This is a genomic window from Streptomyces sp. NPDC050264 (genome assembly GCF_040655895.1).
Lineage (GTDB): Bacteria > Actinomycetota > Actinomycetes > Streptomycetales > Streptomycetaceae > Streptomyces.
Map to the genome: position 1 here is coordinate 271,660 of NZ_JBFAKV010000002.1, position 15,874 is coordinate 287,533.

The following is a 15,874-nucleotide window of genomic DNA, read 5'->3' on the forward strand; positions in this document are numbered from 1 at the left end:
CCGGCGTGGCGGCGCCGATCCCGGTCGCGCGGGCGGCGTCGGACGGGCCCGCCGCGCAGGGCGCCGACCGGGCAGCGGCCGAGAGGCCGGTGACGTAGCCACCGCCGTCGTTCATCTTTGATTTCGGGTCCGAGGGCATCTCCCGGGCCCCTCGGCCGGGTTACGGTCCCCAACGGTTCCCCCTGATACCCCAGGGGGACGCGCACGTCCGGACCGTTCGAGGTGCCATGTCGACGACCGCTTTCCCCGATCCGCCCCAACTCTCCATAGCCGCCCGGCGGTTCAGCCCGCCCCGGCGGCGCGCGGCCACCATCGTGCTGGCCTGCGCAGGGGTGTTCGTCTCCTACTTGCCGGTCGTCGGCGTCTCCGTCGCGCTACCCGTCATGCAGCAAGCGCTCGACGCGTCCACCGCCGGCCTGCAATGGATCACGGTCGCGTTCATCCTGCCGACCGCGGCCCTGTTGCTGACCTGCGGGATGATCGGCGATCTGTACGGCCGCAAGAAGTCGTACCTGGCGGGCCTGACGCTGTTCTGTCTGGGCTGCCTCGTCTGTCTGACCGCCGGTGGCGTCGTTCAGGTCTGCGTGGGTCAGGCGCTCACCGGCGTGGGCACCGCCGCGCTGCTCCCCTCGACCCTCGCGCTGCTCAGCCACATCTGTCCCGACCCCCGTGAACGGGCCGCGGCGATCGCGCTGTGGACGGCCTCGCTGGGGCTCGGCCTGACCCTCGGCCCGCTGTTCAACGGGGTGATCGTCGAGCATCTGAGCTGGCGGTGGATCTTCCTGCCCGCGCTCGCCGCCGGCCTGGCCGCGGCGGTGGCCGGCGCCCTCGTCCTGACCGAGTCCCGGTCGACCCGCGAACGCCACCTCGACCTGCCGGGACAGCTCCTCGCCGTCGTCGCCGTCACCGGGCTCGTCTACGGCGTCATCGAGGGCGGCGCCGCCGGCTGGGGGTCGGGCGGGGCGCTGCTCGGCCTCGTCGCCGCGGCGCTCGCGCTGCCCGCCTTCGTCGTCGCCGAACTGCGCTCGCCCTGCCCGATGCTGGACCTGCGGCTGTTCCGGTCGCCGGCGTTCTCCGGGGCCGCGCTCGTGATGGGCCTGACCCTCTTCGCGCAGGTCGGCCTGGTGTTCGCGCTGAGCGAGTACTTCGGCCTCGTCCACCACGCGTCGACCTGGGACATCGGGGTGCGGCTGCTCGCCCTCAACGGGTTCACGGTCCTGCTCGGCCCGCTCGTCGGCCGCCTCATGAACCGGACGTCCCCCGGGCTGCTCCTCGTCACCGGACTCGTCGTCGGCGGCATCGGCGCGCTCTGCGTGACCCTCTTCCGGGCCGACACCGGCACCGGCGAAGCGGCCCTCGTCATCGCGGTGCTCGGTATCGGCATCGCCCTCGCCATGGCCCCGGTCACCACGATCGCCATGGACAGCCTGCCGCACCGCCTCGCGGGCACGGCAGGCGCCGCGAACAGCGCGCTGCGCCAGATCGGCAGCGCGCTCGGCCCCGCCGTCTTCGGTGTCGTCCTCACCCGGCAGACCCTCGACACGCTGCCCGGGCACCTGGCCGGCTCCGGCCTCGACGCGGCCGGGCAGGGCCAGGTCCTCGGCACGGTGACGGACGTCGGCATCCAGGCGGGCGCGTTCCTGCGCCTCGGCTCGGGCCGGGACACCGGACGTGCCCTGACCGCGTACGGCGCGAGCTTCACCGACGCGCTGCACACCTGCGCGCTGATCGGCGGAATCGGCATGCTGGCCGCCGCGGTCATCGCCCTGGCCACCATCGGCGTACGCTCCCGGCCGGCTCCCGACGCCGACTGAGAGCGTCCCCGCGGCATCCGTCCTACGGCACCCGCGCCGTCCACTCCGGCGTACCGAACTTCGTGGCGACGAGTTCCTCGGCGCGGGCCAGCTCCGCCTCGGTCACCCGGCCCTCGGTGAGTCCGTAGCGGTCCCGGAACGAGTCGATCATGCGGGCGATGACCTCCTCGCGCGGCAGGCCGGTCTGCCGCCGCAGGGGGTCGACCCGCTTCTTGGCGCTCTTCGTGCCCTTGTCGGAGAGCTTCTCGCGGCCGATGCGCAGCACCTCGACCATCTTGTCGGCGTCGATGTCGTAGGACATGGTCACGTGGTGGAGCACGGCGCCGCCGCCCGCCACCATCCGCTTCTGGGCGGCGCCCGCGACCTTCCCGACGTCCGTGGCGATGTCGTTGAGCGGCTGGTACCAGGCCTTGATGCCCATGTCGGCCAGCGCGCCGAGCACCCAGTCGTCGAGGTAGGCGTACGAGTCCTGGAAGGAGAGGCCCGAGACCAGGGACTCGGGGACGGCCAGCGAGTACGTGATCGTCGACTTGGGCTCCGCGAACATCGCGCCGCCGCCGGAGATCCGCCGCACCACGGTGACGCCGTGCCGGGCGACGCCCTCGGCGTCCACCTCGTTGCGCAGCGACTGGAAGCTGCCGATGATCACGGCCGGGCGGTCCCACTCCCACACGCGCAGGGTCGGCGGGCGGTGCCCGAGCGCGACCTCCTCCGTCATCACCTCGTCGAGCGCCATGTGGAGCACGGGGGACTGCGGGGCGTCGTGGATGAGCTGCCAGTCGTAGTCGCGCCAGTCGGTGGCCTGGGCGAGGGCGCGGCGCACGGCCGTGGCGACGCCGTCGGTGGTCAGGCCGAGCATGGTGGTGCCGGGCGGCAGGGCCGCCTCGACGCGGGCGGCGAGCGCGGGCTGGTCCGCGTCGGCCGGGGCGCCTTCGAGCGCGGAGTTGATCGCCGGGAGCGCGTCGTCCGGTTCCAGGAAGAAGTCGCCCGCCACCCGGACGTCGCGCAGCACGCCGTCCGTCACCTCGACGTCTACGACGACCAGCTTGCCGCCGGGGATCTTGTACTCGCCGTGCACTGTGCGCCGCCTTCCGCCGCGGATGTTCCGGAATCCGCGGATGTTTCCTGAATGTGGTCAACGCTAACGCGCCGCCGATCACCCGCGCCGTGGCCGGAAACCTCACAGGCAACGGCAGTGAACGGATTCACCAGGAACGGTATTCGGTAAGAGCCTTGACTAATACCTGTTCGAAGTCGAAGGATCCGTTACCGCAAGACAGTGGCTTTCTGGTGAATCATGTTCGCTTCGAGGAGACCCGCTCATGCCTGTCACCCGCAGAACCGTGCTGGCCGCGGGCGCGGCCACCTCCGCCGCCGGAGTGCTCGCCGCACCCGCGGCGCACGCCGCCGAGCGCACCGGCACCGTGGGGCGCCGCACCGTCGAGCTCACCGACGGCTGGCGCTTCGCGCTCGTCGACCCCGGCGGGATCGCCGACCCGACCGGCGCCTACACCGACGCCGAGCGGCCCGGCTACGACGACACGGACTGGCGCACGGTCGCGGTCCCGCACGACTGGAGCATCGAGCAGACCCCCACCACCGAGCACAACACGACCAGCGGCACCGGCTTCCTGCCGGGCGGACTCGGCTGGTACCGCAAGAAGTTCACCGTGCCGCGCGGCTACGCGGGCAAGCGGATCTCCGTCGAGTTCGACGGCGTCTACATGGACGCCGACGTCTACGTCAACGGCGAACTCGTCGGCAACCACCCTTACGGATACACCGGGTTCGCGTACGACATCACGGACCTCGTGCACACCGACGGCCGTACCGCCGACGTCCTCGCCGTCGAGGTCCGCAACCGGCTGCCCAGCAGCCGCTGGTACTCCGGCAGCGGCATCTACCGCCATGCCCGGCTGGTGGTCACCGAGCCGGTGCACGTCGAGCGCTGGGGCACCTTCGTGACGACGCCCGACCTGGCCGCCACCCTCGACAAGGGGTACGCGACGGTCGACGTGCGCACCGCGGTCGTGGGCGAGGCGGGCACCGCGCGGAACGTCACCGTCGTCTCCACCGTCCGCGACCCCAAGGGGCGTCGCGTCGCGCGCACCGAGTCCGTGCTCAAGGGGGTCACGGCCGACCCGGGTGGCACCGCCCACGACCGACTCACGGTGAAACACCCGCAGTTGTGGTCCATCGACACCCCGGAGCACCGGTACACGCTCGTCACCGATCTGCGGGTGGACGGCCGCACCGTCGACACGTACCGCACCCGCTTCGGCATCCGGCACGCCGCCTTCGACCCCGAGACCGGGCTCTCACTCAACGGCACCCACACGAAGATCAAGGGCGTCGACCTCCACCACGACCTCGGAGCGCTCGGCGCCGCCGTCCAACCCGACGCCGTACGACGTCAGTTGAAGATAATGAAGAGCATGGGCGTCAACGCCCTGCGCACCTCCCACAACCCGCCCGCGCCCGAGGTGATCGAGGCCTGCGAGGACCTCGGCGTCATCATGCTCGTGGAGGCCTTCGACTGCTGGCGCACCGGCAAGAACACCTACGACTACGGGCGCTTCTTCGACGAGCACAGCGACGCCGACATCGCCGAGATGGTGCGCGCCGCCCGTAACTCGCCCGCCGTCCTGATGTGGTCCATCGGCAATGAGATCCCCGACTCGACCCGCACCGAGGGCGTCGCCATCGCGCAGCGCCTCGTCGACGACATCAAGGCCCTCGACACGACGCGGCCGGTCGTCATCGGCTCCGACAAGTACCGCTCGCTGCCCGCCGCCGGATCGCCCGCCGACCTGATCCTCGCCAAGCTGGACGGCCTCGGCCTCAACTACAACACGGCCGCCTCCGTCGACGCGCTGCACGCCCGTTACCCGCACCTGTTCCTCTTCGAGTCCGAGTCGTCGTCGGAGACGTCGAGCCGGGGCACCTACCAGGAGCCCGGGCACCTCAACACAGGGGAGAACCACACGCCGGGGCGGCGGGCGACCTCCAGTTACGACAACAACCTCGCCTCGTGGACGATGAGCGGCGAGTACGGCCTGAAGAAGGACCGCGACCGGCGGTTCTTCGCGGGCGAGTTCCTGTGGTCCGGCATCGACTACATCGGCGAGCCGACCCCGTACGACGTGTTCCCGGTGAAGGCCTCGTTCTTCGGCGCGGTCGACACCGCCGGGTTCCCGAAGGACATGTACCACCTCTTCCGCAGCCAGTGGTCCGACGAGCCGATGGTGCATCTGCTGCCGATGGACTGGTCGACGTACGAGGACGGCGAGGAGGTGGAGGTGTGGGCGTACGCGAACGTCGCCGATGTCGAGCTCTTCCTCAACGGCCGTTCGCTGGGCGTGCGTTCCTTCGACGAGAAGAAGACCGTCGACGGGCGTGCGTACCTGGAGACCACGGAGGCGACCGGCGACGACAAGACCGTCACGTCGGGCGCCCACCCCGGCAGTTACACCAGCCCCAACGGCAGCGCGGGCAAACTGCACCTGACATGGAAGGTGCCGTTCGCGGCGGGGGAGTTGAAGGCGGTGGCGCGGCGTGATGGGAAGGTCGTGGCGACGGACGTCCTGCGCACGGCCGGGAAGGCGCACGCCGTGCGGCTGACGGCCGACCGCAAGTCCCTGACGGCGGACGGGCGCTCCCTGGTGTTCGTCACGGCCGAGGTCGTCGACGCGCGCGGCGTCATCGTGCCGGACGCCGAGCACCGCATCGCGTTCGACGTCGACGGGGGCCACCTGGCCGGCCTGGACAACGGACGGCAGGAGAGCGCCGAGCGCTACCAGGCCAGTACGCGCACCGCCTTCCACGGCCTGGCGCTCGCGATGGTCCGTACGGGCACGAAGCCCGGCACGCTCACCGTCACCGCGCGCGCGGACGGGCTGCGCGCCGGGAAGGCGTCCGTGCGGGTGACCGGACCGGCGGGCGCACCCGTCACCCCGGTGGAACCCTTCGTTCCCGACCCCGGGGACACGCCCAAGTACCCGCTGGCGGACGCCAGTTACTCGGGCGCCACCAACACCCTGCCCGCCGCGATGCTCGACGGCGACGCGACCACCCAGTGGTCCAACGCGTTCCAGAAGGCCGCCACAGCCCTGCTGCCCGCCTTCAACGGGGCCAGGCCGCGTGACTGGGTCTCGGTGGAGTGGGCGCAGGAGCGGGAGGTCGGCCGGGTCGAGGTCTCCTTCACCGTCGACGCCCGGCACACGCTGCCCACGTCGCTCGCCGTGTCGGTGTGGAACGGCACGCGGTACGTTCCCGTGCCCGACGCCGACATCGACTGGGCCGCGGCGTCCGGCGAGCCGACCGTCGTCACCTTCGACGCCGTCCGGGGCCGCCGGCTCCGGCTCGACCTCGTCAGCGGCCGGCCGGGCACGGTCGAGGGAGCGTTCGGGATCAGTGCGCTGGACGTGGCGCGGTCGTGACCCCGCCGTTCGGCATCGACCCCGCGTGGCTGCCCGACGAGGCGCTGCGCGGGGTCGGGACGCGACGCGTCCACGTCCTCGGAGACGGTCCGATCGTCGACACCATGCGCTATGAAGTCGCCTACGTGCGCGCTCAGTTCAGCGGGGTTCAGCACTACGACGACGGCGCGTCCTGCGAACTGGTGCTGCGCATCACGGACGGCGGTGACGCGGGCCCCGAGGGCTTCACCCTGGAACGCCACGGCGCCCGCGCCACCGTCACCGCCTCCGCCCCGGCAGGGCTCCTGTACGGCTACTTCCACGTGGTGCGGCTCGGTGCCGCCGCGTTCGAGGCCGCACCCACGCGGACGCACCGGCCCGAGCTCGCCCTGCGCATGCTCAACCACTGGGACAACGTGACCGTGCACCCGGTGATGGGGCAGGTCGAGCGCGGCTACGCGGGCGGCTCACTGTTCTGGCGGGACGGCCGGGCCCGCGGCGACCTCCCCCGGGTGCGCGCCTACGGCATCCGCACCCACCTGTCCGTCGCTTCGCCGAACCCGTGCTGCTCGGCGGCCTCGGCACCGCAGACCCGCCCGACGGCGAGGTCCGTGCCTGGTGGGCGGAAGCGGCCGCGAACGAGTACCGGCACACCCCCGACTCCGGGGGCTTCGTCGTCAAGGCCGACTCCCAAGGGCAGCCGGGGCCGTTCGCCCCGGCCGCAGCCACGCCGACGGCGCGAACCTGCTCGCTGACGCGCTCGCCCCGCACAGCGGCATCGTCCACTGGCGGGCCTTCGTCTACGACCACCGTCAGGACCGGCGCGACCGGAACACGGTCCGGGCGCGCGCCGCGTACGACCATTTCGCCCCGCTCGACGGGGAGTTCAGGGACACCGCGGTCCTCCAGGTCAAGTACGGGCCGATGGACTTCCAGGTCCGCGAGCCCGTCTCCCCGGTCGTCGGCGCACTGCCCCGCACCCGTGTCGCCGTCGAGTCGCTGGCGACCCAGGAGTACACCGGGCGGCAGCGGCACGTCTGCGCGCTCGCGCCCCTGTGGTCCCAGGTGCTGCGGTTCCGACCCGGCGGGGACGACGGCCCGGATATCGGCGGCCTCGCCCGCGGCGGTGACCTGGTCGCCGTCTCGAACGTGGGGGACGACCCGTTCTGGACCGGGCACCCGCTCGCGCAGCTCAACCTGTACGCCTCGGCCGTCTCGCCTGGAAGCCGGACACGCATCTCGACGAACTCCTGGACGCATGGAAGGAGTTGACGTTCACGCCGGACCGGACCGCTGATCCCGAGCGGCTGCGGTCCGGGCTGGGGCCGTGCTCAACGACTACAACGTCGACGGCCCCGGCGCGTAGTCCGACGCGTACTACGCGCTGGTCAAGCAGCTCAAGAAGGACCGCGTACCGATCGACGGCTTCGGCCTCCAAGGACATCTGGCGTTGCAGTACGGGTTCCCGGGCGGGGTCCAGGAGAATCTGCGGCGGTTCGCGGACCTGGGCCTCGGCGTGGCGTTCACTGAACGCGACATCCGCATGATCCTGCCCGCCGGCGCGACGAAGCCGGCGGAGCAGGCCGACTGGTACGGCCGGATCACCGACGCCTGCCTGGCCGTGCGGCGCTGCGTCGGCATCACGCTGTGGGGCTACTCCGACCGGCACTCGTGGATCCCCGGCGTCTTCCCGGGCGAGGGCGCGGCCCTGCCCTGGGACGACGACCTGCGGCACAAGCCGGCGTACGACGCGATCCGTACCGCGCCGACGGCGTCCCGCGGTCACTGACGCGCGGGCGGCAACCTTCGGGCGGCAACCTTTCAGGGACGGGCGCCCACTCCACACCGGCCCGTGTCATCCGGCACGGGCGACCCCCACCGCCAACGGAGTGCAACCGCAGATGAGTGACACCCGCAGCAAGGCCCGGCACCGCAAACGCAGCACCGTCCTCGGCGCGGGAGCGCCGCTCGCGGCGGCCGCCGCCCTCGCGCTCGCCTACTCGGGCGGCGTGTTCGGCGCGGACGGCGGTGACCGGGCCGAAGCCGCCACCGCCGATACCGATGCGGCCGCCGCGGCCTGGGCCGACGACGTGGCCGACGGATTCGCTTCGGTCGACTCCCGGGGACAGGACGGCACGTACGGCGGTCGCGACGGCAGGACCGTGACCGTGAGGACGGCCGCGGACCTGGAGAAGTACGCGACCGCGAGCGAGCCGTACGTCATCGTCGTCGCGGCAGCCCTCGCCATCGACCCCGTCGGCAAGGAGATCAAGGTCGCCTCCGACAAGACGATCGTGGGCTCGGGGACCTCCGGCCAGATCGTCGGCGGCGGATTCTTCCTCGGCACCGGCGTGCACAACGTGATCATCCGCAACCTGACGATCCGCGACACCTACCAGGGCACCTGGAACGACAAGGACCACGACTTCGACGCCATCCAGATGGACGGCGCACACCACGTCTGGATCGACCACAACGACCTGCGGCACATGGCCGACGGCCTCATCGACGTGCGCAAGGACAGCACCGACGTGACCGTCTCCTGGAACAGGCTCGGCAACGACAACAAGGCCTTCGGCATCGGCTGGACCGACAACCTCGTCACCGACATCACGATCCACCACAACTGGATCCGCGAGACCGAGCAGCGCAACCCCTCCACCGACAACGCCGCCCACGCCCACCTCTACAACAACTACCTCCAGGACGACCCGGGCACCGCCATCACGTCCGCGTACGGCAACTACTCGCGGGGCAGGACCAGGATGGTCCTGGAGAACAGCTACTTCCAGGGCATGAACAACCCCGTCACCAAGGACGCCACCGCCACCATCGAGCAGCGGGGCAGCGTCTTCTCGGGGACCAGCGGAAGGAACGAGAGCGGCGGCACCGCCTTCGATCCGAAGGCGTTCTACGCGTACACGCTGGACAAGGCCGCCGACGTGCCGGCGCTGCTCAAGTCCGGTGCCGGACCGCGGAGTTCGATCGGCACAACGGCCGCCACCAAAGCCGCGGCGGCCAGCACGCTGACCGTCGCCAAGGACGGCAGCGGGCAGTACAGGACCGTGCAGGCCGCGGTCGACGCCGTGCCCGCGGGCAACACCGCGCGCGTGGACATCCTCATCGCACCGGGCACGTACCGCGAGACCGTGACCGTCCCCGCGAACAAGCCGCACGTCACCCTGCGGGGCACGGGCAGCAGCCGCAAGGACACGACCATCGTCGAGGGCCACGCCGCCGGCTCGACCAAGCCGGACGGCTCGACGTACGGCACCTCGGGCAGCGCCACCGTGCACGTCCTCGGCGCGGACAGCCAACTGCGCAACCTGAGTGTCACCAACGACTTCGACGAGGGCGCGAACCAGTCCATCGCCGGGCAGGCCGTGGCCCTGCGCACCAATGCGGACCAGGTCTTCCTCGACAGCGTCATCGTCAGCGGCGACCAGGACACCCTGCTCGTCGACGGCTCTGGCAAGCGCGTCTACATGACGAACTCGTACGTCGTCGGCAACGTCGACTTCATCTTCGGCGGCGCCACCGCCGTCATCGACAAGTCCGTGATCACGCTGAAGAAGCGGTGGAACGGCACGTCCGCCGGGTACGTCGTGGCGCCGAGCACCGCCGCCGCCGACAAGGGCATCCTCATCAACGCGACCACCATCGGCGGCGACGTCTCCAACGGCAGTTTCTACCTGGGCCGCAACTGGCACGCGGGCGGCAACGCGGCCCTCGACCCGCAGGCGACCGTGCGGAACTCGACGCTGAGCGCGGCGGTCAAGCCGACGCCGTGGACGGACATGGGCGGCTTCTCCTGGAAGGACGACCGGTTCGCCGAGTACAAGAACACCGGGGCGGGCGCCGGTTCGGCGAGCGGCGACCGGCCGCAGCTGACCGACGCACAGGCAGCGGGACAAGAGGTCGCGGACTGGCTCGGCGGCTGGACGCCGACCGCCGGATGACGCGGTCGGCAGCGCCAACCTTGTAGGAATCATTGACGGGTGGGTGCCGGACGCCTAGCTTCTGGTCGCTTTACCGAACTGCATTCGATATATCGAACCAGATGTCTCGAACCAGATGTCTCGAACAGGAGTGAGGTCCGACATGGCTTCCGGCCCCACCAGGAGATCCCTCATCGGCGCCGCCAGTCTGGGAGCGGCGGCGCTCTCCCTCACCCCGGGCCGCGCCGCCGCGGCACCGCGCACGGCCGCCTCCGGGCAGGCGGCAGCGCCCGAGGCATGGACCGTACGCCCCTTCGCCCTGGACCAAGTGGCGCTCGGCAAGGGCGTGTTCGCGGACAAGCGGCGCCTGATGCTGGACTTCGGACGCGGCTACGACGAGATGCGGCTCGTGCAGGTCTTCCGCGCCAACGTCGGCCGGCCCACGGAGGGCGCCGTCGCGCCCGGCGGCTGGGAGGGACTGGACGGCGAGGCGAACGGAAACCTGCGCGGCCACACCACCGGCCACTTCCTCACCATGCTCGCGCAGGCGTACGCGAGCACCGGCGAGCAGGTGTACGCCGACAAGATCCGCACCATGGTCGGGGAGTTGTACGAGGTGCGTGCCGCGCTGCGCACCGGCCCGACGGTGCTGAGCGTGCCGGGCCGGTCCGGCGGCGGTGCCGTCTCGAACATCCGCGGCTCCTACCAGTACGTCGACCTGCCGGCCGGGGTCCTCGACGGCGCGACCGACGCCCTCACCCTCGCGACCTGGGTCAGGCCCGAGCACACCGACGACTGGGCCCGCGTCGCCGACTTCGGCGACGACACGACCCGCTATCTGTACCTCGCCGCACGCGGCGGCACCGGCAACCCCCGCTTCGCGCTGACCACTTCGGGTGCCGGGGGAGAACAGGGCATCGACGGGACGGCGCCGCTGCCCGTCGGCGCCTGGAGCCACATCGCCGTCACCCTCGGCGGCGGCGTCGGCATCCTGTACGTCGACGGGGCCGAGGTCGCCCGCAACACCGAGATGACCCTGACACCGGCCGCGCTCGGCACCCTGAAGGACCACTGGCTCGGCCGGTCCCACTACGCGGGCGACCCGGTCCTCGCGGGCGCTCTCGACGAGTTCCACCTGTGGTCACGGGCGTTGAGCGCGGACGAGGTCGCCGCACTCCACGAGGGGGCGGGAGCCGCCGCCGGTGACCTGGCCGCGTACGGCTTCGACGAGGCCGGCGGCTCCACCTTCGCCGACACCTCGGGTCATGGGAACACCGCCTCTCTGCGGCGCACTTGGGGCGTGCCGAGCCACCCCGGATTCCTGTCCGCCTACCCGGAGACCCAGTTCATCGCGCTGGAGTCGATGACCAGCGGCGACTACACCAAGGTCTGGGCGCCGTACTACACCGCCCACAAAATCCTGCGCGGCCTCCTCGACGCGCACACCGCCACCGGCGACGCCCGCTCCCTCGACCTGGCGCAAGGTCTCTGCGACTGGATGTACTCCCGGCTGTCCCCACTCCCCGCGGCCACTCTGCAGCGCATGTGGGGGATCTTCTCCAGCGGCGAGTTCGGTGGCATCGTCGAGGCGATCTGCGACCTGTACGCACTCAGCGGAGACCCCCGACACCTCGCCCTCGCCCGCCTGTTCGACCTCGACCGGCTCATCGACGCGTGCGCCGCGGGAGAGGACACGCTCGGCGGCCTGCACGCCAACCAGCACATCCCGATCCTCACCGGCCTGGTCCGCCTCTACGACGAGACCGGCGAGCGCCGCTACCTCGACGCCGCCCGCAACTTCTGGGACATGGTCGTGCCGCCCCGCATGTACGCCATCGGCGGCACCAGCGACCGCGAGTTCTGGGGCGAGAGCGGCGTCATCGCGGCGACGCTCAGCGATGTCAACGCCGAGACCTGCTGCGCGTACAACATGCTCAAACTCAGCCGCATGCTCTTCTTCCACGACCAGGACCCCAAGTACCTCGACTACTACGAGCGGGCCCTCTACAACCAGGTGCTGGGCTCCAAGCAGGACCGGGCCGACGCGGAGAAACCCCTCGTCACGTACTTCATCGGCCTGCAGCCCGGCCACGTACGCGACTACACGCCGAAGGCGGGCACCACCTGCTGCGAGGGCACCGGCATGGAGAGCGCCACCAAGTACCAGGACACCGTGTACCTCCGGGCCGCCGACGACAGCGCGCTGTACGTCAACCTCTACAGCGCCTCGACGCTCACCTGGCGGGAGAGGGGCGTCACGCTCACCCAGACCACGGACTTCCCGCGCGAGCAGGGCAGCACCCTCACCGTGCGCGGCCGCGCCGCCACTTTCACGTTGAAGCTGCGCGTGCCCGCATGGGCCGAGGACGGATTCAAGGTCACCGTCAACGGCCGGATGCTGGACGGGAGTTCAGCGAGACCCGGCACCTGGCTTTCAGTGCGGCGCACCTGGCAGGACGGCGACACCGTGCGGATCTCGATCCCGTTCCGGCTGCGCGTCGAGAAGACGCCGGACGACGCGAGGACCCAGGCGCTCTTCTACGGTCCCGTCAACCTGGTGGCGCGGGACGCACGCGCCACGGCGGTGGAGATCGGCCTGTACCGCAACGCCGCGCTCTCCGGAGACCTGCTGCCCACGCTCACCGCCGTCCACGGCGCACCCCTGCACTACACCACGCCGGACGGCATCGAACTCGCCCCGTTCCTCGAAGGCACCGAGGACCCGACCCACGTCTACGTCCGCAGGGCCGAGCCGCGCATCGTGTTCGGGGGCATCGGCTCCGGCGTCGCCAACCCCGTACGGGACGACGGGACGAGCCTGCTCGACGAGGTCTGGGACGCGGCCCCGTTCCGGAACAAGCCCGCGCTGGTCGCCCACGTCCGGGCGACGGTCGAGGCGTGGGTCGCCGATGGACTTCTCACATCCGCCGACGGGGCGCAGGCCGTCGCGACGGCGAAGCGGGCGTCCTACCAAGCGTGACGGTCCGCCGTTCCGGCCGCGGCCGCTTCTTCGGAGGCAGGACCAGGGGCGCCGGGTGAACAGGCGCCGCGGGACGCTAAGTTGCCTCGTCATGCGCATCACGAAGTACACCCACGCCTGTGTGCGGCTCGAACACGAGGGGCGCGTGCTCGTCGTCGACCCCGGGATCTGGAGCGAGCCGGACGCCCTGACCGGTGCGGACGCCGTCCTGGTGACGCACGAGCACGCGGACCACGTCGACATCCTGCGCCTGCGAGGGCTCGGTGTGCCGGTGTACGCCCCGGCAGAGGCCGACATCCCGGGCCCCGACGTGCAACGGGTGTCCGCCGGCGCGGAGTTCGCCGCGGCGGGGTTCGCCGTGCGGGCGGTCGGCGGCCGGCACGCGACCGTCCACGGCGGACAGCCGGACTGCGCGAACCTCGGCTACGTCGTCGACGGGTCCGTCTACCACCCGGGCGACGCGCTGCACGTACCCGAGGGGCCGGTGGAGACGCTCCTCGTCCCGGCCCACGGATCGTGGCTGAGCACGGCGCAGGCCATCGACTTCGTCAACGCGGTGGGCCCGCGCAGGGCGTTCGCCGTGCACGACGCGCAGATCAACGAGCGCGGCCTGAGCAGCGTCAACGGCTGGCTCGCGCAGGACACCGACACCGATTACCGGTATCTGCGGCCCGGTGAATCCCTCTGACCCGGCCACCGTTCCCGGCCATGGTCGGCTACGCTGCCGGTCCCTGATGGCATGTACACCAAGAGGAGCTATGTCCTGGAAACCGCGTCCGGCGCTCGCCGGGCTGACGATGGTGCTCGTGACCGTGCTCGCGGCGTGCGGCGGCAGTTCGGACAAGGGGGCGTCGGCGCAGGCCGGTTCGGCGAAGGGCGGTAGTTCCTACGCCGATCAGCACGAGGACAAGCCGGTCGAGGTCGCCGGGCTCCGTGACTCCGTGCGGCACGTCAGCCGGAAGACCGCCAGGAGCACCCGGCCGCACCTGGTGCAGAAGTGTGCGACCGACACCGTCAAGGTCAAGCACATTCGGCGCAGCAAGGGCCGTACCAAGACCTGGTACACCACATCGAAGCACCAGGAGTGCAAGAAGGTGCGCAAGGGCAGCGAGACGTACACGCGCGTCGTGCGGCAGGAACGCTGGTGCGTGCGGCTCGACGACGTGAACGGCAAGCCCCGCAAGGACGACGTCTGGTACCGCGTCCGCCCCGCGACCTACAGCGAGGTCAACCAGGCGGACGCGCGCGCGAAGGTCACGTTCGAGCCGGTCGCGCAAGGGTGTTGAGAGCGCCCGGGGCCACGCGGCCCCGGACGTCCGCTCCTTGACCGTCGTCTACTGGGCCCGCACCGCCCGCTGCACCGCCTCGGCCGCGAGGTGTGCGGCGGCGCCGCGGGTGGCCGAGGCGAGCAGATCCGTGCGGATCGGGCCGCCCGCGGCGAGATGACGGTCGTAGGGCAGATGGACGACGCCGACGCCGGTCTCGCGGATGTGGGCGGTGGCGGCGGCCAGGTCGAGGTTCTGGTCCGGCGCGCCCGAGGTGAGAGCCACGACGGTGGACGGCAGCGTGGAGTGCGGCAGCCCGGCGAGCCAGTCCAGGACGACGCGGGTGCCGCCCACGCCCTCGGCGGTCATCGGCGCGACGATGATGCGCGCGTGCGCGGTGTCCATGGCGGTACGCGCGACATCGCCCGGCAGCGTCTCGCAGTCGACGACGGTCATGGCGAAGTGCCGGCGCAGCGCGAGGGTGACGGTGCGGTAGGTGGGGACGTCGAGCGGGGGGCCGACCCGGCCCTGGCTCGCGGGCAGCAGCCAGCCGCCGTCCGGGAGCGGCACCAAGTAGCCGGTGATGTCGAGGAGATGCATCGACGGCTTCAGGATCTGAGCCAGTTCGGTGCACGACCAGCGCACCGACTGGGCGCCGAGCCGCACCGCCAGCGTGCCGAGGGCGGCGTCCGCCTCCAGGGCGAGCACGGGGTCCTGCCGGACGCGCTGGAGCGTACGGGCGACGAGCGCGGCGGTGGTGGTCTTGCCGACGCCGCCCCGGATCGACGTCACGGCGACGACCCGCCCCTTGGTCACCGGATGCTGCAACTCCCGGGCCCAGCGCGCCTCTTCACCACCCGCCTGGGCCGACGGCAGGGCGAACCGGCGTAGCGACTGCCCGGACCGCCGGGCCACCGAATCGCCGTGCTGCGGCTTGCCCGTGGCCTGCGCGAGCCGCGCGTCGACGGTGAGCACGGGCTCGGGCGCCGGGAACGCGATGCCGCCCCGCGGCCGGACAGCCGGCACGGAACCCGTCGCCACGGGCGCGGGCGGAGCGGGCGGCATGGGAGGCAGCGGCGGGCGGGCCGCGGTGTCCACGGGGCTCGGCGCCGGAGGCGGCTGCACGGGCAGCGTCCTTGGCGTGGTGTCCATGTGGGGCAGCGACGCGGTGTCTGTGTGGGGCGGCTGCGCCGCTGGCACCGGCAAGGGCCGCGGTGTGGTGTCGATGAGGGGCGATGGCGCGGCGGCGGTCGCGCGCGGCTGCGGTACGGAGTGCTCGGGGTCCGGCGCGGGTTGGGGCTTTTCCGGCGTCGGTGGGGTGTCCTCCGGGTCTGCCCCGGGTCGGCCCTGCACGGGCAGCGGCTTCGGGGTGAGGTCGAGCGGGGGCGCCGGGGCAGCGGTGGGCGGCTGCGGTACGGAGTGCTCGGGGTCCGGCGCGGGTTGGGGCTTTTCCGGCGTC

The 15,874-nt window shown here is 71.7% G+C and carries 8 protein-coding genes and 2 pseudogenes; 8 read left to right on the forward strand and 2 right to left on the reverse strand.

Features of this window, described 5'->3' with window-relative positions; all coding sequences use genetic code 11:
* Positions 1–227 precede the first annotated feature (227 nt).
* Positions 228–1,814: an MFS transporter gene (locus tag AB0J02_RS04010; RefSeq protein WP_363191973.1), complete on the forward strand. Its 1,587-nt coding sequence runs from the start codon at positions 228–230 to the stop codon at positions 1,812–1,814.
* 22 nt (positions 1,815–1,836) lie between these two features.
* On the opposite strand, the gene AB0J02_RS04015 is transcribed toward AB0J02_RS04010, so the two are convergent.
* Positions 1,837–2,892 carry a biotin/lipoate A/B protein ligase family protein gene (locus AB0J02_RS04015; RefSeq protein WP_363191974.1) on the reverse strand — a complete coding sequence of 352 codons (1,056 nt, stop codon included), beginning with the start codon at positions 2,890–2,892 and terminating at the stop codon, positions 1,837–1,839.
* Positions 2,893–3,136: 244 nt separating this feature from the next.
* On the opposite strand from AB0J02_RS04015, the gene AB0J02_RS04020 reads away from it, so the two are divergent.
* The 7 genes and pseudogenes from AB0J02_RS04020 to AB0J02_RS04050 all read left to right on the forward strand — a co-directional run bounded on the left by AB0J02_RS04020 (position 3,137) and on the right by AB0J02_RS04050 (position 14,436).
* Positions 3,137–6,253 carry a sugar-binding domain-containing protein gene (locus tag AB0J02_RS04020; RefSeq protein WP_363191975.1) on the forward strand — a complete coding sequence of 1,039 codons (3,117 nt, stop codon included), beginning with the start codon at positions 3,137–3,139 and terminating at the stop codon, positions 6,251–6,253.
* Positions 6,254–6,357: 104 nt separating this feature from the next.
* A pseudogene (locus tag AB0J02_RS04025) lies at positions 6,358–7,554 on the forward strand (alpha-glucuronidase); the annotation flags it as partial.
* 59 nt (positions 7,555–7,613) lie between these two features.
* A pseudogene (locus AB0J02_RS04030) lies at positions 7,614–8,021 on the forward strand (endo-1,4-beta-xylanase); the annotation flags it as partial.
* Positions 8,022–8,133: 112 nt separating this feature from the next.
* Positions 8,134–10,191, forward strand: coding sequence for a pectinesterase family protein (locus tag AB0J02_RS04035; protein WP_363191976.1), 2,058 nt, complete (start codon positions 8,134–8,136; stop codon positions 10,189–10,191).
* A gap of 142 nt (positions 10,192–10,333) precedes the next feature.
* Positions 10,334–13,150 carry a beta-L-arabinofuranosidase domain-containing protein gene (locus AB0J02_RS04040; RefSeq protein ID WP_363191977.1) on the forward strand — a complete coding sequence of 939 codons (2,817 nt, stop codon included), beginning with the start codon at positions 10,334–10,336 and terminating at the stop codon, positions 13,148–13,150.
* A gap of 91 nt (positions 13,151–13,241) precedes the next feature.
* The gene (locus AB0J02_RS04045) at positions 13,242–13,838 is read left to right on the forward strand and encodes an MBL fold metallo-hydrolase (protein WP_363191978.1); all 597 of its coding nucleotides are present in this window, start codon (positions 13,242–13,244) and stop codon (positions 13,836–13,838) included.
* A 70-nt stretch (positions 13,839–13,908) separates the two neighbouring features.
* The gene (locus tag AB0J02_RS04050; protein ID WP_363191979.1) at positions 13,909–14,436 is read left to right on the forward strand and encodes a hypothetical protein; all 528 of its coding nucleotides are present in this window, start codon (positions 13,909–13,911) and stop codon (positions 14,434–14,436) included.
* Between the two features lie 48 nt (positions 14,437–14,484).
* Here AB0J02_RS04050 and AB0J02_RS04055 read toward each other — a convergent pair whose 3' ends face one another.
* Entirely contained in the window at positions 14,485–15,567 is a 1,083-nt protein-coding gene (locus AB0J02_RS04055; RefSeq protein WP_363192196.1) for a type VII secretion protein, read from the reverse strand.
* Between the last annotated feature and the right edge of the window lie 307 nt (positions 15,568–15,874).